Consider the following 22,422-nt stretch of genomic DNA (forward strand, 5'->3'; position numbering starts at 1 on the left):
AGGGTCCTGGCCGCGACGGGGCGCGCGCGCCCGATGGGCGGCCCGGGCAGGCCGTCCGGCAGCTTCAGGACAGGGGGTTACCCGGCAGCGCGCGAGCGCTCGATGATCACGCCCACCGCGCGCGCACCGCGCACCGCGCCGGGCTTGCTCAGCTTCAAGCGCAGCCACTGCACCTCGAACTCGTCCAGCACGATCTGCGCGCAGCGCTCGGCCAGCGTCTCCACCAGGCCGAAGTCCGAGCCACGCACGAATTCCATCAAGCGCTTGCTCACCGCCTTGTAGTTCAGCGTGTCGACGATGTCGTCGCTCGCCGCGGGCTTGCGGTTGTCAAAGCCCATTTCCAGGTCGAACACCAACGTCTGGCGGATGCGCCGCTCCCAGTCGTAGATGCCGATCAGGGCGTCGATCTCGAGCCCTTCGATGAATACTTTGTCCATTGAACACAGGGAACAGGAATTGGGGAATACGCAATGGTACGTGCCGGGGCGTTAAGCAGGGGCGTTTGGCTGAACGGCGCCCGCTGCGATCCCGCGTGCAATCGCGCGGAGTGGCGCCCCCCGCAACCGCGATCAATCCGGTGATGCAGCCGCGACCCCGTGCGCCGTTCCTGCCCTATTCGTCCACCAGCGGCGGCAGCGTCGCCATGTCCCAACGCGGGGTGACCTTCACTTCCGGCGGGCTGTGCTGGCCGGCCTTCAGGCGCAGCGCACCGGCGAAGGCGATCATCGCGCCGTTGTCGGTGCACAGCGCCGGGCGCGGGAAACACACCCGGCCACCGCGCCGCTGCGCGGCCTCATGCAGCTTGGCGCGCAGGCGCTTGTTGGCGCCCACGCCGCCGGCCACCACCAGTACGTCGCAACCGGCCGCATCCAGCGCGCGCTCGCACTTGATGGCCAGCGTGTCGACCACCGCGTCCTCGAAACCGCGCGCGATGTCGGCGCGGGTCTGCTCGCTCTGGTCGCTGTCGCGCCAGGCCAGCAACACCTGGGTCTTCAGGCCGGAGAAACTGAAGTCCAACCCCGGCCGGTCGGTCATCGGGCGGGCGAACCTGTAGCGTCCCGGCGTGCCGATCTCGGCCAGCCTGGCCAGTTGCGGGCCACCCGGATACGGCAGCCCCATCAACTTGGCGGTCTTGTCGAAGGCCTCGCCGGCGGCGTCGTCCAGGGTCTCGCCCAGCAGCCGGTACTTGCCGATGGCATCGACCGCGATCAGCTGGGTGTGGCCGCCGGACACCAACAGCGCCACGAACGGCGGCTCCGGCGGGTCGTCCTCCATCAGCGGCGCCAGCAGGTGGCCTTCCATGTGATGCACGGCAATGGCCGGCACATCCAGGCCCCAGGCCAGCGACCGTGCCACCCCGGCGCCGACCAGCAATGCCCCGACCAGACCCGGGCCGGCGGTATAGGCCACCCCGTCGATATCGGAGATGGCGATGCCGGCCTCGTCCAGCGTCTGCCGGATCAACGGCAGGGTCTTGCGCACGTGGTCGCGGCTGGCCAGCTCCGGCACCACACCACCATATTCGGCGTGCAGCGCGATCTGGCTGTAGACCGCGTGGGCGCGCAGCGCGGCGCCGCCGGACAGGTCGGTGTCATAGACGGCAACGCCCGTCTCATCGCAGGATGATTCAATGCCGAGGACTTTCATGGGCGTATTGTGAACCTCCCCAGCCTCGGGGCAAACCCCGGGGGACTTGCGCACCCGCTCAAAGCGACTATAATGCGCGGCTCACCGGGCGTGACCCGGTTTCATTGTGTCCCGGAGATTCCATGCCCAGCGTCAAAGTCCGCGAGAACGAGCCCTTCGAGTTTGCTCTTCGCCGCTTCAAGCGCACTTGCGAAAAGGCCGGCGTGCTGGCCGAGACCCGCAAGCGCGAGTTCTACGAAAAGCCGACCCAGGAACGCAAGCGCAAGGCCGCTGCTGCCGTCAAGCGCCAGCTGCGTCGTTCCTCGCGTGACGTGACCAAGCGTCAGCGCCTGTACTGATCGGACGCGACTCCTGAACGGGGGGCTTCGGCCTTCCGTACTGGGGTAAGAGCCGGCACGCGCAAGCGTAGCCGGCTTTTTGCGTTCCCGGCCCCCGTGTTTCCAAACCGTATTCCGATCCCGAAAGAGGTGATCCATGAGCCTGAAGCAACAGCTGACCGATGACATGAAGGCCGCCATGAAGGGCGGCGACAAGCACTCGCTGGGCGTGATCCGCCTGATCAACGCGGCCATCAAGCAGCGTGAAGTGGACGAGCGCATCGAACTGGACGATACCGCCGTGATCGCCGTGCTGGACAAGATGGTCAAGCAGCGCAAGGACTCGGTGACCCAGTACGAAGCGGCCAACCGTGAAGACCTGGCCTCGATCGAACGCGATGAGATCGTGGTGATCGAGCGCTACCTGCCGGCCAAGATGGACGAAGCCGCCATCAGTGCCGCCATCGCGGCGGCCATCGCCGAAACCGGCGCGGCCAGCGCCGCCGACATGGGCAAGCTGATGGGCGTGCTCAAGCCCAAGCTGGCCGGACAGGCCGACATGGGCCTGGTGTCCAAGCTGGTCAAGCAGGCACTGGCCGGCTGACCCCCCAAGGCCCGCGGCAACGCGGGCCTTGTCCGTCCGAGCGGCCTCGGCCGCGAAGCTGACCGACCGCGTGCATCCCGCACCCCACGCACCACCGGCTTCGCGCCTGAAGGTGCTCCCGCGGCCACTTGGTGCTTCACCCTCTTTTTTCATCACATCGCTTAACGTGCATGGCCTGCCGTGCCGTGCGACCGCAATGCCCTACCTGTCCCCCGACAAGCTGAAGCAGCGCCTGGATCAGTTGCAGCAGAGCCTGCCCGGCGCCCTGGTACGCCGCTTCGCCGAAGCCGACGTGATGACCCAGGCCGCGTCACTGGCCTTCTATACCCTGCTCTCGCTGGCACCGCTGCTGGTGCTGCTGCTGTGGCTGACCGCTTCGTTGTACCCGCCCGCACAGCAGGCGCTGGTCGACCAGATCGCCTCCCTCGCCGGCCGCAGCGTGGCCGAGGTCGCGCAGACGGTGATCAACAACGCCACCTCGCGCCCCGACCTGGGCTCGTTGGCCGGGCTGTGGAGCGTGGCCCTGCTGTTCATCGGCGCGACCGTGGTGTTCGCCCAGCTGCAGGGGGCGCTGAACCTGATCTTCCGCACCGACATCCGCCGCTTCGAGGGCGTGCTGGGCTGGCTGAAGAAGCGCGTGTTCTCGGCCGGCGTGGTGCTGGCGCTGGGCTTCCTGCTGATCGTCTCGATGGTGGCCACCACCGCGTTGCAGGTGGTGTTCTCGCACCTGCCCTCGGCCCTGCCCGCAGTGGGCTACATCACCACGCTGGTGATGTATGCGCTGGGCTTTGCCTTCCTCTACCACTACCTGCCCGACCGGCCAGTGGAATGGCGCCAGGCCTTCATCGGCGGTGCCATCACCGCCATTCTTTTCACCCTGGGCCGCTACGGCATCGGCCTGTACATCGCCAATGCCGCCCCGGGCAGTGCCTACGGCTCGATGGGGACGCTGGTGATCATGCTGGTGTGGATCTACTACGCCAGCGTGGTGTTCTTCGGCGGTGCACTGATCACCGCGGTGATCGATGAGCGGGCACGGGCACGGCGCGCGCTGCCAGATACGCCTGCAGAGACGGACTGAAGCAGCGGCCGTTGCTCTGTCCTCCGGCCTCGTCAAGGGAAGGGGCTGAAGTCCGCGCCCCATCCGCTTGCCTGCCACTCAACGCCAGCGACCAGGGCAACCCCTCCCCAGCCCTCCCCTTGGCGATGCCAAAGGGAGGGAGCCGTACACGGCGTACCGACGGATCATCACCAACCGCCCCTCCCTTTCGCCAAAGGCGCATGGCAGGGCTGGAGAGGGGCACGCTCCCGGCGGCCAAGCCCGACGCAGGCGAGTACACTTCTCCTCCATCCCTGTTGTGTGCCCCGCCCTCCGGCGGCGCTGTTCATTGCCGCATGGCCCGACTTCCCGACGCGTTCATCGACGACCTGCTTGCCCGCACCGACATCGTCGAGGTGATCAACACGCGCGTCCCGCTCAAGCGCAAGGGCAAGGAATACGAAGCGCGCTGCCCGTTCCACGACGAGCGCTCGCCCAGCTTCTACGTCTCGCCGACCAAGCAGTTCTACCACTGCTTCGGCTGCGGCGCGCACGGCACCGCGATCAGCTTCCTGATGAACTACGACCGCCTCGAGTTCCTCGACGCGGTCGACGAGCTGGCCAAGCGCGTCGGCATGGAAGTGCCGCGCGAGAACAACCCGCGCAGCCAGCAGCAACAGGACGACAGCCGCGACCAGTACTCCGCGCTGGATGCGGCCAGCCGCTTCTTCCAGAAGCAGCTGGAAGGCAACGACAAGGCGCGTGCCTACCTGGACAGCCGTGGCGTCGATGCCGACACCCGCGCGCGCTTTTCCATCGGCTACGCGCCGGACGGCTACAGCGCGCTGAAGGATGCGCTGGGCAAGGACGAACGGCGCATGAAGCTGCTCGACCGCGTGGGCCTGTTCTCCAAGAACGACCGCGGCCACGTCTACGACAAGTTCCGCGACCGGGTGATGTTCCCGATCTTCGACCGCCGCGGCCGGGTGATCGCCTTCGGCGGCCGCGTCATGCAGAAGGACGACGGCCCCAAGTACCTCAACTCGCCGGAAACCGCGCTGTTCCACAAGGGCCGCGAACTGTACGGGCTGTGGCAGGTGCGCCAGGCCAACCAGAAGATCGAGCGCCTGATCGTGGTCGAGGGCTACATGGACGTGGTCAGCCTGTTCCAGTTCGGCGTCACCCAGGCGGTGGCGACACTGGGCACGGCGACCACGCCGGACCACGCCGAGCTGCTGTTCCGCAACGCGCCGGACGTGTACTTCTGCTTCGACGGCGACAACGCCGGCCGCAAGGCCGGCTGGAAGGCGCTGGAATCGGTGCTGCCGCGCATGAAGGACGGCCGCCAGGCGTTCTTCCTGTTCCTGCCCGATGGCGAGGACCCGGACACCATCGTGCGCAAGGAAGGCGCCGAAGCCTTCGACGCACGCCTGAAGCAGGGCACGCCGCTATCGCAGTTCTTCTTCGACGAGCTCAGCCGCGAGATCAACCTCGGCACGCTGGACGGCAAGGCCCGCCTGGCCGAACGCGCGCGGCCGATGCTGGCGCAGATCCCCGACGGTGCCTTCGGCGACCTGATGAAGCAGGAGCTGGCGCGCCTGACCGGCATCGGCGCCAACAGCTCCGTGCCTGCCAGCGCCGCAGCGCGGCCGGCCGCACGCGGCAACGTGATGCCGGTGCAGAAGCGCAGCCTGGTACGCGCGGCCATCGCCATCCTGCTGCAGCAGCCATCACTGGCCATGAACCTGCATGGCCACCACGCCATCGGCGGCCTGCGCCTGCCCGGCATCGAGCTGCTGCTGGAACTGCTGCAGCTGGTCGAGCAACGCCCGGACATCAGCACTGGCGCGCTGCTGGAGCATTTCAACGAGCGCGAGGAACAGGCCGCGCTGCACAAGCTCGCCGCCATCGCCCTGCCCGGTGATGAGGCCAGCTGGGGCCAGGAACTGCAGGACGCCATCAACCAGCTCGAAAAACAGCTGCTGCAGCAACGCCTGGACGAACTGCAGGCCAAGCAGCGCCAGCAGGGCCTGGATGAAGCCGACAAGTACGAGCTGCGCGAGTTGCTCAAGACCCGGGCCACGCTGCGCTGACCCATCCACCGGAGGTTGTTCGATGACTGGTTTCCGTTCGCTCCTGCTGCTGGCCGTGCTTGCATCGGCCAATGCGATGGCCACCGACGCTCCGCTGCGCCAGCCCCGCCCGCAGTTGCTCACCGCCGGCCAACCCAGCGCGCAACAGCTGCGCGATGCCGCCCGCTCCGGCGTCACCACCGTCATCGACCTGCGTCGGCCCGACGAAGACCGCGGCTACGACGAAGGCGCGCAGGCCGAGCAGCTCGGCCTGCGCTATGTCCGCCTGCCCATTGCCGGCGCCGCCGACCTCACCACGGCCAACGCGCGCACCCTGCAGCGCCTGCTCGCGCAGGACGACGGCACCACCCTGCTGCACTGCGCGTCGGGCAACCGTGCCGGCGCACTGCTGGCCCTGCTCAATGCCCGGCTCGAAGGTGCCTCCACCGCCGACGCATTGCAGCTCGGCCGCGCGGCCGGCATGACCTCGCTGGAAGCCAGCGCGCGCAGCGCCATCGAGGCCCCTGTCCCCTGAGCATGCCTTCACCCGCACCTGATCGAGGAACCCCTGCCTGATGAAACGCTGGTGGTCGCGCCTGCGGCCTGACAACTTCACCCTCGCGCTGCTCGCCACCATCGCGCTGGCCACCGTGTTGCCGATGAGCGGCGCGTTGGCCCGCGGCTTCGACCACTTCACCGACATCGCCATCGCCGCGCTGTTCTTCCTGCACGGCGCGCGGCTGTCGCGCGAGTCGATCATCGCCGGCATGCTGCACTGGCGCCTGCACCTGGTGATCCTGGCCTGCACGTTCGTGCTGTTCCCGCTGCTGGGGCTGGCCTTCAAGCCGCTGTCCGGCGCGCTGCTGACACCGGAGCTGTACCTGGGCGTGCTGTTCCTGTGCACCCTGCCCTCCACCGTGCAATCGTCGATCGCCTTCACCTCGATGGCCGGTGGCAACGTGCCGGCCGCGGTCTGCGCCGCGTCGCTGTCGAGCATCCTCGGGGTGTTCCTGACCCCATTGCTGATGACCCTGCTGGCCGGCACGCAGGGCGGCATGGCCAACCCGCTGCATGCGGTCGGCGCGATCATGCTGCAACTGCTGGTGCCCTTCGTCGCCGGCCACCTGTTGCGCCCGGTGATCGGCGGCTGGGTGGAGCGACAGCGCCCGCTGCTGCGCTACACCGACCAGGGCACGGTGCTTCTGGTGGTGTATGCCGCCTTCGGTGAGTCGGTCAACGAAGGCCTGTGGACCAAGACGCCGCTGGTCTCGCTGCTGACCACCGCGGTGATCGCCGTGGTGTTGCTGGCCATCGCCATGCCCGGCATCACCTGGCTCGCGCGCAGGCTGGGCTTCAGCCGCGAGGACGAGATCCCCATCGTGTTCTGCGGCTCCAAGAAGAGCCTGGCCACCGGCGTACCGATCGCCAAGGTGCTGTTCGCCGGCGGCAGCCTCGGTGCGATCGTGTTGCCGATCATGATCTACCACCAGATCCAGCTGATCGTCTGCTCGATGGTCGCCCAACGCTACGCCGCCAAACAAAAAGCCCCGTAGGAGCGGCCTCGGCCGCGATGCCGATAGACATGCGGTCCGCAGCAAAGCACGCCATCACGGACGCTACGGGTGGACGGGGTTCATCAACGGTGGCGCCTTACCGGCTTCGCGGCCGAGGCCGCTCCTACACGGTAGAACGGCCCGGCTTCACAGCCAGGGCAGCAACCAGTGGTCCACCAGCAGGAAGGCGAACAACGCCATCAGGTAGACGATGGAATACCAGAACGTCTTCATGTTGAACATTTCGTCCGGCGGGTCCTGCATCTTCCATGCGTACCACAGGAACACGATGTTCAACACGCTGGCACCGCCCAGGTAGAACATCCCGCTCATGCCGATCGCCACCGGCAGCAGCGTCACCACCACCAGCACCACGGTGTAGATCAGGATCTGCCGGCGCGTATGCGGCACGCCGTGGGTCACCGGCAGCATCGGCACGTCGGCCTTGGCGTAGTCGGCGCGGCGGAAGATCGCCAGCGCCCAGAAGTGCGGCGGCGTCCACACGAAGATGATCAGCACCAGCAGCGAGGCATAGGCCCAATCGGAGCTGCCCTGCATGCCGGTCACCGCCGCCCAGCCCAGCAGCGGCGGAGTCGCGCCGGCCAGGCCGCCGATGACGATGTTCTGCGACGTCGCCCGCTTCAGGTACACGGTGTAGATCACCGCATAGCCGATCAGCGAGGCAAACGTGAGCACCGCGGTGATCACGTTCACCCACAGCACCAGCAGGGTCATCGACAGCGCCGTCAGCGCGCCGGCGAACACCAGCACCTGGCGCGGCGTGACCTTGCCCACCACCAGTGGCCGCCACGAGGTGCGTGCCATCTGCGCGTCGATGCGCGCGTCCAGCAGCTGGTTGATCGCCGCCGCGGCGGCCGCCGACAACCAGATGCCGATGAAACCCACCGCACCGGACACCACCTGCGCGGTGGTCGGCAGGGTCGGGATGGCCAGGCACATGCCCACCAGGGCGGTGAACACGATCAGTGCCACCACCTTGGGCTTGGTCAGGTCCCAATAGTCTTGCCAGGTCGCGCTCATGCCATCACTCCGGGGCACGCAGGCGTGCGAGCAACGACACCAGCACGAACAACAGCGCCACTGCCCCGCCGCTGTGCATCACCGCCACCGCCAGCGGCAGGGCCAGCTTGACGTTGAGCACGCCCAGGCTGATCTGCAGCAGCACCAGCAGGCCCAACGCGGTCGACCAGCCGCGCATGCCGGGCAGGCGGAACATGCGGACCGACAGCACCAGCAGGTACAGCGACACCACGACGGCCATCATCCGGTGCGCCATCTGGATCGCGATGCGCGAGGCGCCGTCGAGCACGCCACCTTCGTAATCCACGCCGATGCCACGCCACAGGGTGAAGCCTTCGCCGTAGTTCTGCTGCGGCCACCACTGGCTGACGCAGCGCGGGAAGTTGTCCAGCGACACGCTGCCGCCACCGCAGGCCAGCGCCGCGTAGTTGGCGCTGACCCAGCCGCCGAGCGCGATCTGCAGCACCAGCAGGGCCAGGCCGGCACGCAGCCACCAGCGCAGGCGCGGCGCCTCGGCCAAGGTGATCGGCAGGTGCGTGGCCCGCCAGGCCATCCACACCAGCAGGCCGAACATGGCCATGCCACCGAGCAGATGGCCCATCACCACGATCGGCTTGAGCAGCCAGGTCACCGTCCACATGCCCAGCAGGGCCTGGAACACCACCACCGCCAGGGTCAGCACCGCCGCCCGTGCCAGGTCGATGTTGGACCAGCGCAGAGCCGCCAGCAGCAGGATCGCCTCGCCGCCGATGGCCAGCACGCTCGAAGCCACGTGCTCGCCGCGCATGTACAGGGGAATGGCCAGCGCCACCAGCACCGAGGCGGTGACGATCTGGGCGATGCCATGCCGGCGCCGGCGTGCCGCCAGCAGCGCCAGGGTCAGCACCTCGACGCCGAGCAGGCCGGCCAGGAAGCGATGCACCTGCTCGCGCCAGGCCTTGTGGCTCTCCAGCGGGCGGATCTCGCTGGCCACGTGCTGGGCGGCTTCCATCTGGGTCTGCGGCCAGGTCACGCGGCCGTAGCAGGTCGGCCAGTCCGGGCAGCTCAGCCCGGCATCGGACAGCCGCACGAACGAACCGAACATGATCGTGCTGGCGGTCATGATCAGTGCGAACCACGCCAGGCGGTGGAAATTGCGGTACAGCGCCGGACGCGCGTGGGCATTCATCGAACGGGACTCACTTCAGTTTCAACAGCCTGGAAAGGTCGGCCCGCAATCCACCGGGTTCGAAGCCGGGCGCATAGCGCAACACCACAAAGCCATTGGGATCAATCACATACACCGGGGTTCCAGCCGGGTCATCGACACCCGGCAGCTTCGCCCGGAACGCGGGCTGGGCCTGCAGCACCTTCAGTGCCGGCGTGACCGCCACCGCTGCCGGCGGCGAGCCCAGCCACAATATCTCGACATTATCCGCGTTATGCCCGAACAGCTGCCAGACCTTGTCCAATTGCTGCGACAAAGTGACGCAGGCCGGTGCGCAATCGGCCGGCGGTGCCAGCACGATGCGCCAGGTGCGCTCGGCCGGACTCCAGACATAGGGCTGGCCGTCGGCCAGCCGCAGCGGTTCCTGGCGCAGATCGATCGGCGGCTCGTACAGCTGCCCATGGTTGCGGTTGATCTGGGGGGTCCAGCCGGAGAAGCGCAGGATGCCGGCCAGCGCCATCGAACCGAAGAACATCGCGAAGATCAGCAGCAGCACGCGGCGGCCCTTGTTGCGGACGGCAAGCTGTTCGGGCGTGAGGGCATTCATGCGTGGCAGTTTCCCATGTGGACCAGTGAACTCGAACGTCTGTCGGTGGGCAACCGTGGCCATTCCCCGCCCTGCGCCAACGCCGGGAAGAAAGGAATGACGAGCAGCGCCCTGCATGCCATCGGCAGACGGGCCGATGAACGCCCGTGGCGCTGCCGGAGAATCGAACGGACCCGGGAGAAACGGCTCCTGCCCGCGCCGCGGCATCGACCCGTCACCGCCTGGCCCGCCCGCGCCGCCATTGCAGCACCACGGCGATCACCAGCACCGCCAAGGCCATCGCGAACCATTGCACCGCGTAGCCGAGGTGGCGTGACGGCGGCAGCGTGTTGGGCAGCAACTCCAGGTCGCGCTCGTATCCCAGCGGCAACGCAGGATCCAGCCGCAGCACCTGCGGGGCCATGGGCGCATCTGCCACTCCCAGCGCGCGGGAAATGGCCGGCAATTCGATGCGCGTGGCCAGCCAGGTCCGCGGCTGGTCGGCCGCTGCCAGTGCCGGGCCCAGCGCCAACCCCGCCGAAGGGGGCGGCGCCCACAGGCCTTCCAGCGTCTGTACGCCCGGCTGCGGCATGATCGCCGGCATCCGCCGGTCCGCCGGCAACGGTAGCCAACCCAGGTCCACCAGCACCACCTGCCCGCCGTCGGCACGCGCCGGCTGGTAGACCTTCACCCCGGCCCGGCCGTGGCGCAGCTGGTTGTCCAGCAGGATGCTGCCGGGCAGGAACTGCAGCCGGTCGCGCACCCAGTGCAGCACCCGCGGCGCCTGCATGGCCTGCTGCACGGTCATCGCCTTGTCGCGCCCGGGTGGCACCTGGTCCAGCAGGGCCTGCTTCTCGTGCATGCGATGCAGCTGCCAGACGCCCAGGCCGCAGAACACCGTCGCCACCAACAGCGCCAACGACCAGCCGAACGCGCTTGTGTGCTGTCGCGTCATGACAAGCGGCCCCGGAGCGGGTGATATAGCGTTGCCAATTCACCCATCGGGCCGCGCATGAACGATTCGTTGAAGACCTTGCTGGTAATCGCGTTTCTGATCGTCATCGTCTGGAATCTGGGAGCCGGCCTCTACTACCTGATGATCGATCGTGGCCAGACCAAACGCACGGTCAACGCGCTCACGCGGCGCATCGTCCTGTCGGTGGTGCTGATCCTGCTGGTCGGGCTGGGCATCTACACCGGCTGGATCAAGCCGCACGGCGTCGGCGGCTGAGTCGCAGCAGAACGGGAGTGAAGCCCATCAGCGCTTCACCTCCCTGCGTGCCATGCGTCCGCGTCGATCAGAGCACGTAGACGAACAGGAACAGCATCAGCCACACCACGTCGACGAAGTGCCAGTACCACGCCGCCGCTTCGAAGCCGAAATGGTTGTCGCGGGTGAAATGCCCCTTGGCCGCGCGCAACCACATCACGATCAGCATGATCGTGCCCAGCGCCACGTGGGCACCGTGGAAGCCGGTCAGCATGAAGAACGTGGAGCCGTAGATGCCCGAACCCAGCGTCAGGTTCAGCTCCTTGTAGGCATGGATGTATTCCTCGGCCTGCAACGTCAGGAACACGCAGCCGAGCACGATGGTCAACCCCAGCCAGGTCAGCAGCTGCCTGCGGTTGCCGGCCTTCAGTGCATGGTGGGCGATGGTCAGGGTCACGCCGGAGGTCAACAGGATCAACGTGTTGATCAGCGGCAGGCCCCACGCCGGGATGGTCTGGAACGCGCCGCCGATATCGGCCGGGCCGTTGGTCGGCCAGGCCGCCGAGTAACCGCTCCACAGCAGGTCGTTGGTCGCCACGCCATGGCCTTCGCCACCGAGCCACGGCAGGCCCATGTTGCGCGTGTAGAACAACGCGCCGAAGAACGCGCCGAAAAACATCACCTCGGAGAAGATGAACCAGATCATCCCCATCCGGAACGAGCCGTCGACCTGCCGGTTGTAGTTGCCGGCCACCGATTCGCGGATGACGTCGCCGAACCAGAGGAACAGGGTGAACACCAGCATCGCCAGCCCGACGAAGAAGGTCCAGCGCCCCCAGCTGGCGTCGTTGAGCCAGCTGGCCACCCCCACCATCAGCACCAGCATGGCGATCGAGCCGACGAAGGGCCATTTGCTCTGGCTCGGCACGAAGTAGACGTTGGCATCAGGCGTGTTGTGGGCCATGGCGTTGCTTCCGGGTCCGTGATCAGGGAGCTGCATGGGCGGCGGCCGCGGTCGAAGCCGGGGCCAGCTGCTCGGTCAGCGCATCATTCTTGTAGAACGTGTACGACAGGGTGATGGTGCTCACGTCGTCCGGCAGGTCCGGGTCGACGATGAAGCGCACCGGCATCTCGCGCTGCTCCCCGGCCTGCAGGGTCTGCGCGGTGAAGCAGAAGCATTCGGTCTTGTTGAAGAAGCCGGAGGCACGCGCCGGCGCCACGGAGGGCACCGCGCTGCCGACCAGCGGCCGTTCGCTTTCGTTGCGGGCGTAGTACAGGGCCTCGTTCAACTCACCCGGCACCACGTCCATCGTCAGCTTTTCCGGATGGAACGCCCACGGCAGCTTGGAGTTCACGCCACCATCAAACTCCACCCGCACCGTGCGCCGGGCCTTGCCGGCACCGTCATGCGTGGCCGCCGCCTGGCTGGCGCCGCGTTCCAGCCGCACGCCGAACACCTTCTCGCAGGCGATGCGGTACAGCGGCACCAGCGAGAAGGTGAGCACGAACACGCCCAGCGCGACGCCGATCAGCCGGACCATGCCGGCATTGCGGGCAGGCTTGGGCGCAGGCGTGGTCACTGCGCCAGCACCCCGGACAGGATGAAGCCGACGTACACCGCCACCGCGATCACGCCCACCACCAGCGCGGTGCGGCGTGCACGCCGACGGCGCTGGGCCAGTTCATCCGGTTGCCACTGGCTGTTCATGCCCTGCTCCTCAATGGGTCACGTCGTCGTGGGCCAGGTCGCCCGGCTTGATCACCGGCGGGACGGTGAAAGTGTGCGCCGGTGCCGGCGACGGCACGGTCCATTCCAGGCCCCTGGCGCTTTCCCAGGCACGCGCTTCGGCACGCTTGCCGCTGCGCAGCGAGGACAACAGGATGCCAGCCATCAGGAACGGGGTGACGAACATGCCGAACGCACCGATCGAGCTGACCAGGTTCCAGTCGGCGAACACCGGGTTGTAGTCGGGGATGCGGCGCGGCATGCCGGCCAGGCCCAGGAAGTGCTGCGGGAAGAACAGCAGGTTGACGAACACCATCGTCCACCAGAAATGGAACTTGCCCCAGAACTCGTTGTACATGCGACCGGTCCACTTCGGCCACCAGTAGTACACCGCCGCGATCAGCGCCAGCACCGCACCGGTGACCAGCACGTAATGGAAGTGCGCCACCACGAAGTAGGTGTCGTGGTACTGGAAGTCGGCCGGCACGATGGCCAACATCAGGCCGGAGAAGCCACCGATGGTGAACAGGATGACGAAGGCGATGGAGAACAGCATCGGCGTTTCGAACGTCAGCGAGCCCTCCCACATCGTGCTGACCCAGTTGAACACCTTCACCCCGGTCGGGATCGAGATCAGCATCGTGGCGAACATGAAGTAGATCTCGCCGCCCAACGGCATGCCCACCGTGAACATGTGGTGCGCCCACACGATGAAGGACAGGAAGGCGATGGCCGCCGTCGCGTACACCATCGCCTGGTAACCGAACAGCGGCTTGCGGCTGAAGGTGGGGAGGATCTCGCTGACCACGCCGAACGCCGGCAGGATCATGATGTAGACCTCCGGGTGACCGAAGAACCAGAAGATGTGCTGGTACATCACCGGGTCACCGCCACCGGCGGCGTTGAAGAAGCTGGTACCGAAGAACTTGTCGGTCAGCAGCATGGTCACCGCACCGGCCAGCACCGGCATCACCGCGATCAGCAGGAACGCGGTGATCAGCCAGGTCCAGCAGAAGATCGGCATCTTCAGCAGGTCGATGCCCGGCGCGCGCATGTTCAATACGGTGGCGATGATGTTGATCGCGCCCATGATCGAACTGATACCGGCCACGTGGATGGCGAACACGCTGAAGGCCACGTTGTAGCCGCCCTGCAGCGACAGCGGCGGGTACAGCGTCCAACCACCAGCAGGGGCGCCACCGGGCAGGAACAGCGTCATCAGCAGCAGGGTGAAGGCCACCGGCAGCAGCCAGAACGACCAGTTGTTCATGCGCGGCAGCGCCATGTCCGGCGCGCCGATCTGCAGCGGGATCATCCAGTTGGCCAGGCCGACGAAGGCCGGCATCACGCCACCGAAGATCATCACCAGCGCATGCACGGTGGTCATCTGGTTGAAGAATTCCGGCTTCATGTGTTGCAGGCCGGGCTCCATCAGCTCCCAGCGGATCAGCACCGACATGAACGCGCCGATGATGAACATCGTGAAGCTGAAGAGCAGGTACAGCGTGCCGATGTCCTTGTGGTTGGTGGAGAAGAACCAGCGTTCGAAGAAGCTTTGGTGGTGACCGTGGTGCTCGGAGTGATCCACTGCGGAGTTCGCCATTGCAACTACACCTCGTTAATCCAGTTTCCAGGCATCGCGCCGGCCTGCCGGCCGGCACGCAGTGGGATCAGGCGCCGGTTGCGGCCGGCGTCGCCGGCGCGGCTTCCGGTTGCGGTGCTTGCTCGGAGGCCGGCGCCGCGGGTGCAGCGGCCGGTGCCGCCTCCGCCGCGGGTGCGGGTTTGCGCGAGGCCAGCCAGGTCTTGAAGTCTTCCTTGGACACGGCCTTGACCACGATCGGCATGAAGCCATGGTCCTTGCCGCACAGCTCGGCGCACTGGCCGCGGTAGACGCCGACTTCCTCGATGTTGGTCCAGCGCTCGTTGATGAAGCCCGGCACCGCGTCCTGCTTCCAGCCCAGCGCCGGCACCCACCAAGCGTGGATCACGTCATCGGAGGTGATGACGAAGCGGACCTTGGTATCGACCGGCAGCACCAGCGCGTTGTCCACGTCCAGCAGGTAATGCGGATCGGTGGCCAGGGTCGGCACCGCCCCGCTCTGCCGCAGTTCGTCGGACTTGCGGTCCAGGCGGCTGGTGAAGGCGACATCCTCGCCCAGGTATTCGTACTTCCACATCCATTGATAGCCGGTGATCTTCACCGTCATCTCCGAATCGCGGGTGTCGTACATGGCGATCAGCTTGGCCGTGGCCGGCCAGGCCATCACCACCAGGATCACGATGGGAATGACGGTCCAGATGATCTCGGCCTTGGTGTTGTGGCTGAACTGCGCGGCCACCGCTCCCTTGGACTTGCGGAACTTGAACACCGCGTAGAACAGCGCGCCGAACACCAGCACGCCGATCACCACGCAGACCCACAGCGCCACCATGTGCGCTTCCCAAGCCATGCGCGCGGTATGGGTCACGCCCTTGCCCATGTTGAGCTGCCACTGCTTGGGGTCGGCGGACTGCGCCCACGCCACAGGTGCCGACAGCGCCACGGCTGCCAGCATGCATCCGTACTTCAACTTCCCGCCCCACCCGCTGCTTTGCTTCATGCCTAGACCCTTGACGTCGTCGGTTTGCAGCCATTGCTGGCTGCGAGCAAGCCTTCAAGTGCCGCCGCAAGTTCCTGGCGTTCGGCAGGTGCGAGGAAACTCCCCACTTCCACCCGCTTTCCACTGGAAACCAGCAGGACCCGTCCCTCTCCGGTGACCAGCCGCACCCAATACGGGTGTGCCCGGAACACCGGTGAACTCCCGGCCGCGGGGATCACCTCCACGCAGTCCGGTCCTACCCGGATCTCTTCCCGGCGGTCGCCGCTGCGCCAAGCCGCACGCAACGCCCAACCCACCAGCAAGCAATGCACCAACGCGAAGACCGGAGCGAAGACGTTCCCGGACAGCCAACCCAGGCCTGCGGTGAACACCATCAGTCCAGCCAACGCGGCGAACAACAGGACGAACTGCCGGGCCGTGAGCGCCCGTGGGGGATGCAGCACCAGCTGCGCATGTGAGCCATCGGAAACCGACCGAAGCATCTGGATCATGTCGCAACCGCGTCCGTACCGCGGAGAACGACCCGATGGTAGCCCTGCAAATTCACACCGGCAAGCTTCCATTCATCGATGTCGGATTGTTGCAGCGCACACTCGAATCGCCGCCAGCCCGCCAAACATCGGCGGATAATTTGACGGTTTCGGCACAAACTGGAAATGCACCTCTCGCTTTACCGAAACGCCTGCCACACAAGGCTTTCGGCCGGGTGAAAGGACGCCAGGGGGGACTGGGAAAACCGCCGGCAAGGATTAAAATGGCCGAATCCGACAACCCTGGTCCCAGGCATGAACGCAACACCTTCCACTGCTGTCGCTCCCTCCGCGGAAGCCCTGCTTTCGCCCGAGCTGCCACCGGTACCTGCCGCACTGCGACAGGCCATCACCGATGGTTGGCTGAAGGACGAAACCACCCACGTCCGTGAGCTGCTGGCGCAGGCGCGCCTGCCCGCCGCCGAGCAGGCGCAGGTGCAGGCCACCGCCGCCGACCTGGTGCGCCGCGTGCGCGCACGTGCCAAGAACCAGGGCGCGATCGAGGCCTTCATGCGCCAGTACGACCTCGGCAGTGAGGAAGGCGTGCTGCTGATGTGCGTGGCCGAAGCGCTGCTGCGCATCCCCGACCAGGAAACCGCCGACAAGCTGATCCGCGACAAGCTCGGCGAAGCGGACTGGAAGAAGCACATGGGCCAGTCCGACTCGGTGCTGGTCAATGCCTCCACCTGGGGCCTGATGCTGACCGGCCACCTGGTCGACCTGGCCGATGCCACCAAGCGCGACGTGCATGGTGCGTTCAAAAGGTTGATCGGCCGCGTCGGCGAGCCGGTGATCCGCTTGGCCGTGCGCCAGGCCATGAAGATCATGGGCCACCAGTTCGTCATGGGCCGCACCATCGACGAAGCGCTGTCGCGCTCGCACAAGGGCGACAACAGCAACTACCGCTACTCCTTCGACATGCTCGGCGAAGGCGCGCTGACCATGAAGGACGCGCTGCGCTACCTGGAGGACTACCGCCGCGCCATCCACGCCATCGGTGGCGACAACATCGCCCGCGGCGGCAAGGCCGACGGCGACGTCACCGCCTCGCACGGCATCTCGATCAAGCTTTCGGCGCTGTACCCGCGCTACGAGCATGCCAAGCGCGAGCGCGTGCTCAAGGACCTGGTCCCCGGCGTGCTGGAGCTGGCCCAGCTGGCCAAGTCCTACGGCATCGGCTGCACCGTCGACGCCGAGGAAACCGACCGCCTGGAGCTGTCGCTGGACATCATCGAGCGCGTGGTCAGCGATCCCTCGCTCAAGGGTTGGGAAGGCTTCGGCATCGTGGTGCAGGCCTACCAGAAGCGCACCCCGTACACGATCGACTACCTGGCCGACCTGGCCCGTCGCATCGGCCACAAGCTGCAGGTGCGGCTGGTCAAGGGCGCCTACTGGGACGCGGAGATCAAGCGCGCCCAGATCGAAGGCCTGGCCGGCTACCCGGTGTTCACCCGCAAGCAGAACACCGACGTGTCCTACATCGCCTGCGCCAAGCGCCTGTTTGGCCACAGCGACACGCTGTACCCGATGTTCGCCACCCACAACGCGGCCACCATCGCCGCGGTCAAGCAGATCGCGCAGGGCCGCACCTACGAGCACCAGAAGCTGCACGGCATGGGCGATGACCTGTACGCCGAGGTGATCCCGGCCGACCGCCTCAACGTGCCCTGCCGCGTCTACGCGCCGGTCGGCTCGCACGAGGACCTGCTGCCGTACCTGGTGCGTCGCCTGCTCGAGAACGGCGCCAACTCCAGCTTCGTCAACCGCATCACCGACGAGGACGTGTCCATCGACGACCTGATCCGCGATCCGGTCGAGGCGGTGTCCTCGTTCGCGTCCATCCCGCACCCCAAGATCCCGCTGCCCATCGACCTGCTGCGCAGCCAGAACCACGACAGGAACAATTCCATGGGCATCAACCTCGCCAACGACAACGACCTGCGTGCCCTCGCCCAGCAGCTGCATGCGGCCATCAAGCCATGGCAGGCTGCGCCGCTGGTGCCGGGCGCGACCAGCACCGGCGCCACGCTACCGGTGACCAACCCGGCCGACAGCCGCGAAGTGGTAGGCCAATGGCAGGCCGCCGACGGCGCCACCGTGCAGCAGGCACTGGCCAATGCCGTGGCCGCACAGCCGGCCTGGAACCGCACCCCGGCCGCCAGCCGCGCCGCCATCCTCGAACACGCCGCCGACCAGCTGGAAGCCCGCATCGCCGAGTTCATGGCGCTGTGCGTGAAGGAAGCCGGCAAGAGCCTGCCCGACAGCGTTGCCGAAGTGCGCGAAGCGGTGGACTTCCTGCGTTACTACGCCAAGCAGGCGCGCGAGCAGTTCGGCACCGCCGAAAAGCTGCCCAGCCCGACCGGTGAATCCAACGAACTGCAGCTGCACGGCCGTGGCGTGTTCGTCTGCATCAGCCCGTGGAACTTCCCGCTGGCGATCTTCCTGGGCCAGATCAGCGCCGCGCTGGCCGCCGGCAACAGCGTCATCGCCAAGCCGGCCGAGCAGACCAACCTGGTCGGCTACTACGCGGTGAAGCTGCTGCTCGACGCCGGCGTGCCGGAAGGCGTGCTGCAGTTCCTGCCGGGCGATGGCGCCACCGTCGGTGCCGCGCTCACCGCCGACCCGCGCGTGGCCGGCGTGGCCTTCACCGGCTCCACCGAGACCGCCCGCGCCATCAACCGCGCGATGGCCGCACGCGATGCCGCCATCGGCGTACTGATCGCCGAGACCGGCGGCCAGAACGCCTTCATCGCCGACTCCTCGGCGCTGCCGGAACAGCTGGTCAAGGACGCGATCGCCTCGGCCTTCACCTCGGCCGGCCAGCGTTGCTCGGCCGCACGCGTGCTGTTCGTGCAGGACGACATCGCCGACAAGGTGATGGGCATGCTGGCCGGCGCGATGGCCGAACTGAAGATCGGCAACCCGGGCGAGCTGTCCACCGACGTCGGCCCGGTCATCGACGCCGACGCACTGCAGATCCTCACCGGCCATGCCGCACGCATGGACGCCGAAGCCCGCCTGATCGCCACCGCACCGCTGTCCGGCGAAGCCGCCAACGGCACCTTCTTCGCCCCGCGCGCCTACGAGCTGAAGGATCTGGGCCAGCTGCACAAGGAAATCTTCGGGCCGGTGCTGCACGTGATCCGCTGGAAGGCCGATCAGCTGGACGCGGTGATCGACCAGATCAACGCCACCGGCTACGGCCTGACCCTGGGCGTGCATTCGCGCATCGACGAGACGGTTGACCGCATCGCCGCGCGCGTCAACGTCGGCAACGTGTACGTCAACCGCAACCAGATCGGCGCGGTGGTCGGCGTGCAGCCGTTCGGCGGCCAGGGCCTGTCCGGCACCGGCCCCAAAGCCGGCGGCCCGCACTACCTGCTGCGCTTCGCCACCGAGAAGACGGTGACGGTGAACACCACCGCCGCCGGCGGCAACGCCTCGCTGCTGACCCTGGGCGACTGATCGCACTGCCGCAGGAACAAACAAGAACCCCGCGAAAGCGGGGTTCTTGTTTGGCCGCACCCACATGAAACAACGAGGGCCGGACCACCGCTGTTGCGGTTGCAGTTGTGGTTGCTGTTGCGGTTGCTCTTTCCCCTCCCTTTCGCGAAGCGAAGGGGAGGGCCAGGGAGGGGTGCCTTTGCCTTTGCCTTTGCCTCTCCCAAACAAAAAGCCCCGCTTGCGCGGGGCCTTCTGCTGCATCACTGCGGGGCTCGATCAGAACTTGTAGTTGATCGAAGCGGCGAGCACGTCGCCACCCACATCGTACTTGCCCTTCAGCGTGCTGCCGGTGGCCGAGACCAGGTTGATCGACGGCTCGTCGGTGAACAGGTGGGTGTAACCGAAGTTGAACTCGGTACGCTCGGACGGGGTCCAGCCCAGGCCGACCGACAGCCACTTGCGGGTCACGTCCGGCACGCGCACGTCACGGTGCTCGTTGCTGGTCGGGCTCTGGTCGTAGGCAACGCCGCCACGCAGGGTGAGGGTGTCGGACAGCTTGTACTCGGTACCGATCGAGGTGAAGGTCGTGTCGTTGTACTTGAACGGCAGATCCTGGTCCGGCTGGTTCGAGGCGAAGTCGATGGTCACGGTGTCGAACGACGGCGACCAGGCGGTGCGGGTCACGTCGCCCATCACGGTCCAGCGGTCATTGATGCGGTGGGTCACGCTCAGGGTTGCCGAGGCCGGCAGCTCCAGGGTGGCCTTGCCCGAGGTGTTCACGTACTGGCCCGGACGTGCCTGTGCCAGCACGGCAGCGGCGGTCGGCGGCACGTTGAAGGTGGCCTTGCCGCCGGTGATCTTGTGCTCGACCTTGGAGCGGTAGCTCAGCGCGATGTTGGTGTCTTCGGTCGGGCTGAAGGTGCCGCCGATGGTCCAGCCGAAGGCATTGTTGTCGCCTTCCACCTTGTAGGAACCGTCGGCATTACCCGGACGGAAGCCCAGCTGCGCGCCACCCGGGCTGGCATACAGCGCGGTACCGAAGTCGATCGCGCTGGTCAGCTCGATGGTCAGGTGCTCGACGAACACGCCGGCGCCGAAGGACACGTACGGGTTCACGTCGTAGGAGAACGAAGCGCCCAGGTCGATGGCCTTCAGGTCGGTCTTGATGCCGTGGTAGCGGCCCACCCAATCCTTGTCGTATTCGGTGGTGAAGCCGAACGGCACGGTCAGCGACGCACCGAAGTGCATGTTGTCGTTCTCGCCGAACGGGATGTGCAGGTAAGCGGCCGGAACCGGCGCGATCATGCCGGCATCGCCGCCATTGCCGCCACCGATCGGGGTACCGGTGCCCGGGCCGGTCGGGCCGACGTAACGGCCGCCTTCGCTCTTGAAGTCAGCCGAGAAGCTGATGGCGCTCACGTCGGCCTGGAACTGGCGGCCGTCCAGCAGACGCATCGAGGCCGGGTTGGTCGCCACGACGGAGGCATCGCCCCAGGCGCTGGTCGAACCTGCGAAAGCGCGGCCCAGGCCCTTGGCGCTGTTTTCCTTCAGCTGGAAGGCGGCAGCATGGGCGTGGCCGAAAGCCAGGGCGCCGGCGATGCCGACAGCCAGTGCGGTGACGCGGGCAAACGTGGAAGCGGTCATGTTCGAATGTCTCTCCGTAAACGGTGGTGGTCGTTTTTGCGCCTGCACTTCCAGTCCGCCAGGACGGCCTGGGAGCGCGCCGGAGTCCCCTCCCGACATACGACGCCGTATGCAGTATCACTCAGGGGCATTAACTAAACAATAACGTCGGCCGGAAAAATTATGCCTCCCCCGGATGACGGTGCCGGGTTAGGCTTGCAGCCCGATGTTCGTCTCGATCCCCTCCCGCAAGAAGCCGGGCCTCCGCTGGGCCGTGCCGTTGCTGTTCACGGTCATCTGGCTGGCCTTCCTGTGGTCGATCTCACGGCCGGATGAGGCTCGCCGCTCGCTCTGGATGGACTGGGGCGCCTTGTCCACCGGCCTGGGCAACCCGCAGGACTGGTGGGCGGCGCTGAGCGACGGCAGCGTCCTGCGGCTGTTCACCGCGCTGTTCCTGCACGCCGACTGGCTGCACCTGCTCGGCAACCTGGTGTTCCTGCTGATCTTCGGGCTGCCGGCCGAGCGTGTGCTCGGCCCCTGGCGCCTGCTGCTGTTGTTCCTGGCCGGTGGTGCGGTGGCCAACCTGGCGGCCCTGTATGCGATGGGTACACCGGACCGCATCATCATCGGGGCCAGCGGTGCGGTGTCGGCGTTGATGGGGGCCTACCTGACCCTGTTCCCCGGTGCCCGGCTGGGCGTGGTGCTGCCCCTAGGCCTGTTCCTGGAGTTCGTCCGTGCCCCCGCCTTCCTGTTGATCGGGGTCTGGGCAGCACTGCAGGTGGTGTTTGCCTACATCGGCCCCAGCTTCGGCATGGTGGCCTGGTCGGCACATGTGGCCGGCTTCCTGTTCGGGATCGTCTACGGCCTGTACATCCGTGCCGCCATTGCCCGCAAGCTGCGCAAGAACCACGGCTTCTGAGCCGGCTTCTATAATCACGCGATGAGCAGCAAACCCCTGTACAAGGTCACCTTCCTCAACCACGGCAAGGTCTACGAGCTGTATGCACGGCGCGTCGGCGGCAGCCACCTGTGGGGCTTCAACGAGATCGCCGAGCTGGTGTTCGACATCCACGACGGGCTGGTGGTCGACCCCACCGAAGAGCGCCTGCGCGAGGAGTTCGGCAACACCCGGGTGCTGCACCTGCCGATGCAGAGCATCGTGCGCATCGAGGAAGTGGAGAAGAAGGGCCAGCCCTCCATCCGCGACGCAGCCACCGGCGAGAAGGTAGTCACGCCCTTCCCGCTGCCCGGCAAGCCACGCTGAATCACCTGGAAAAAGGCCC

General features: G+C 66.8%; 23 protein-coding genes. 10 read left to right on the forward strand and 13 right to left on the reverse strand.

Translation table 11 applies throughout. The annotated features are described in order from the left end of the window. Positions 1 to 77 precede the first annotated feature (77 nt). Both folB and tsaD read right to left on the reverse strand, forming a co-directional pair. Positions 78 to 437, reverse strand: coding sequence for a dihydroneopterin aldolase (gene folB / locus IB227_RS14070; RefSeq protein ID WP_192287887.1), 360 nt, complete (start codon positions 435 to 437; stop codon positions 78 to 80). Positions 438 to 612: 175 nt separating this feature from the next. Beyond that, entirely contained in the window at positions 613 to 1,647 is a 1,035-nt protein-coding gene (gene tsaD, locus IB227_RS14075) for a tRNA (adenosine(37)-N6)-threonylcarbamoyltransferase complex transferase subunit TsaD (protein ID WP_192287888.1), read from the reverse strand. Positions 1,648 to 1,769: 122 nt separating this feature from the next. On the opposite strand from tsaD, the gene rpsU reads away from it, so the two are divergent. From rpsU to IB227_RS14105, 6 genes are all read left to right on the forward strand, one after another. Next, positions 1,770 to 1,985 carry a 30S ribosomal protein S21 gene (gene rpsU / locus IB227_RS14080; RefSeq protein WP_002808376.1) on the forward strand — a complete coding sequence of 72 codons (216 nt, stop codon included), beginning with the start codon at positions 1,770 to 1,772 and terminating at the stop codon, positions 1,983 to 1,985. Between the two features lie 136 nt (positions 1,986 to 2,121). Next, on the forward strand, positions 2,122 to 2,568 hold the full coding sequence (locus IB227_RS14085) for a GatB/YqeY domain-containing protein (RefSeq protein WP_192287889.1): 447 nt from the start codon (positions 2,122 to 2,124) through the stop codon (positions 2,566 to 2,568). Between the two features lie 196 nt (positions 2,569 to 2,764). Beyond that, complete coding sequence (locus IB227_RS14090) at positions 2,765 to 3,649, forward strand: YihY/virulence factor BrkB family protein (protein WP_132865944.1); 885 nt, start codon at positions 2,765 to 2,767, stop codon at positions 3,647 to 3,649. Positions 3,650 to 3,963: 314 nt separating this feature from the next. Beyond that, complete coding sequence (gene dnaG / locus IB227_RS14095) at positions 3,964 to 5,700, forward strand: DNA primase (protein ID WP_192287890.1); 1,737 nt, start codon at positions 3,964 to 3,966, stop codon at positions 5,698 to 5,700. A gap of 22 nt (positions 5,701 to 5,722) precedes the next feature. Continuing rightward, complete coding sequence (locus tag IB227_RS14100) at positions 5,723 to 6,214, forward strand: sulfur transferase domain-containing protein (protein ID WP_192287891.1); 492 nt, start codon at positions 5,723 to 5,725, stop codon at positions 6,212 to 6,214. A gap of 40 nt (positions 6,215 to 6,254) precedes the next feature. After that, the gene (locus IB227_RS14105) at positions 6,255 to 7,232 is read left to right on the forward strand and encodes a bile acid:sodium symporter family protein (protein ID WP_192287892.1); all 978 of its coding nucleotides are present in this window, start codon (positions 6,255 to 6,257) and stop codon (positions 7,230 to 7,232) included. A gap of 147 nt (positions 7,233 to 7,379) precedes the next feature. Here IB227_RS14105 and cyoE read toward each other — a convergent pair whose 3' ends face one another. The 4 genes from cyoE to IB227_RS14125 all read right to left on the reverse strand — a co-directional run bounded on the left by cyoE (position 7,380) and on the right by IB227_RS14125 (position 10,961). Further along, on the reverse strand, positions 7,380 to 8,273 hold the full coding sequence (cyoE, locus tag IB227_RS14110) for a heme o synthase (protein WP_132865948.1): 894 nt from the start codon (positions 8,271 to 8,273) through the stop codon (positions 7,380 to 7,382). Positions 8,274 to 8,277: 4 nt separating this feature from the next. Next, entirely contained in the window at positions 8,278 to 9,441 is a 1,164-nt protein-coding gene (locus IB227_RS14115) for a COX15/CtaA family protein (protein WP_192287893.1), read from the reverse strand. Between the two features lie 10 nt (positions 9,442 to 9,451). After that, a complete protein-coding gene (locus tag IB227_RS14120) occupies positions 9,452 to 10,027 on the reverse strand; it encodes a hypothetical protein (RefSeq protein ID WP_192287951.1) in 576 nt (191 codons plus the stop codon). A 214-nt stretch (positions 10,028 to 10,241) separates the two neighbouring features. Continuing rightward, entirely contained in the window at positions 10,242 to 10,961 is a 720-nt protein-coding gene (locus tag IB227_RS14125; protein ID WP_192287894.1) for an SURF1 family protein, read from the reverse strand. Between the two features lie 57 nt (positions 10,962 to 11,018). On the opposite strand from IB227_RS14125, the gene IB227_RS14130 reads away from it, so the two are divergent. After that, on the forward strand, positions 11,019 to 11,237 hold the full coding sequence (locus tag IB227_RS14130) for a twin transmembrane helix small protein (protein ID WP_132865951.1): 219 nt from the start codon (positions 11,019 to 11,021) through the stop codon (positions 11,235 to 11,237). Between the two features lie 67 nt (positions 11,238 to 11,304). Here IB227_RS14130 and IB227_RS14135 read toward each other — a convergent pair whose 3' ends face one another. The 6 genes from IB227_RS14135 to IB227_RS14155 all read right to left on the reverse strand — a co-directional run bounded on the left by IB227_RS14135 (position 11,305) and on the right by IB227_RS14155 (position 16,033). Then, the gene (locus IB227_RS14135) at positions 11,305 to 12,180 is read right to left on the reverse strand and encodes a cytochrome c oxidase subunit 3 (protein WP_192287895.1); all 876 of its coding nucleotides are present in this window, start codon (positions 12,178 to 12,180) and stop codon (positions 11,305 to 11,307) included. Between the two features lie 22 nt (positions 12,181 to 12,202). After that, positions 12,203 to 12,757: a cytochrome c oxidase assembly protein gene (locus tag IB227_RS14140; RefSeq protein ID WP_192287952.1), complete on the reverse strand. Its 555-nt coding sequence runs from the start codon at positions 12,755 to 12,757 to the stop codon at positions 12,203 to 12,205. Between the two features lie 35 nt (positions 12,758 to 12,792). Continuing rightward, positions 12,793 to 12,924: a hypothetical protein gene (locus tag IB227_RS18580; RefSeq protein WP_263863716.1), complete on the reverse strand. Its 132-nt coding sequence runs from the start codon at positions 12,922 to 12,924 to the stop codon at positions 12,793 to 12,795. Positions 12,925 to 12,934: 10 nt separating this feature from the next. Next, the gene (gene ctaD / locus IB227_RS14145) at positions 12,935 to 14,545 is read right to left on the reverse strand and encodes a cytochrome c oxidase subunit I (RefSeq protein WP_192287896.1); all 1,611 of its coding nucleotides are present in this window, start codon (positions 14,543 to 14,545) and stop codon (positions 12,935 to 12,937) included. 67 nt (positions 14,546 to 14,612) lie between these two features. Further along, positions 14,613 to 15,497 carry a cytochrome c oxidase subunit II gene (coxB, locus tag IB227_RS14150; RefSeq protein WP_225591828.1) on the reverse strand — a complete coding sequence of 295 codons (885 nt, stop codon included), beginning with the start codon at positions 15,495 to 15,497 and terminating at the stop codon, positions 14,613 to 14,615. A gap of 47 nt (positions 15,498 to 15,544) precedes the next feature. Further along, complete coding sequence (locus tag IB227_RS14155; protein ID WP_132865956.1) at positions 15,545 to 16,033, reverse strand: DUF2244 domain-containing protein; 489 nt, start codon at positions 16,031 to 16,033, stop codon at positions 15,545 to 15,547. A 294-nt stretch (positions 16,034 to 16,327) separates the two neighbouring features. On the opposite strand from IB227_RS14155, the gene putA reads away from it, so the two are divergent. Further along, complete coding sequence (gene putA, locus IB227_RS14160) at positions 16,328 to 19,537, forward strand: bifunctional proline dehydrogenase/L-glutamate gamma-semialdehyde dehydrogenase PutA (RefSeq protein ID WP_192287898.1); 3,210 nt, start codon at positions 16,328 to 16,330, stop codon at positions 19,535 to 19,537. 255 nt (positions 19,538 to 19,792) lie between these two features. Here putA and IB227_RS14165 read toward each other — a convergent pair whose 3' ends face one another. Further along, positions 19,793 to 21,160 carry an outer membrane protein transport protein gene (locus IB227_RS14165; RefSeq protein WP_192287899.1) on the reverse strand — a complete coding sequence of 456 codons (1,368 nt, stop codon included), beginning with the start codon at positions 21,158 to 21,160 and terminating at the stop codon, positions 19,793 to 19,795. A 205-nt stretch (positions 21,161 to 21,365) separates the two neighbouring features. Between IB227_RS14165 and IB227_RS14170 the strand changes: the two genes are divergently transcribed. Then, positions 21,366 to 22,058: a rhomboid family intramembrane serine protease gene (locus tag IB227_RS14170; RefSeq protein ID WP_192287900.1), complete on the forward strand. Its 693-nt coding sequence runs from the start codon at positions 21,366 to 21,368 to the stop codon at positions 22,056 to 22,058. Between the two features lie 21 nt (positions 22,059 to 22,079). Next, a complete protein-coding gene (locus IB227_RS14175) occupies positions 22,080 to 22,403 on the forward strand; it encodes a DUF1820 family protein (RefSeq protein ID WP_192287901.1) in 324 nt (107 codons plus the stop codon). The last annotated feature ends 19 nt before the right edge of the window (positions 22,404 to 22,422 follow it).

It is taken from the genome of Stenotrophomonas sp. STM01 (assembly GCF_014852135.1).
GTDB lineage: Bacteria > Pseudomonadota > Gammaproteobacteria > Xanthomonadales > Xanthomonadaceae > Stenotrophomonas > Stenotrophomonas capsici.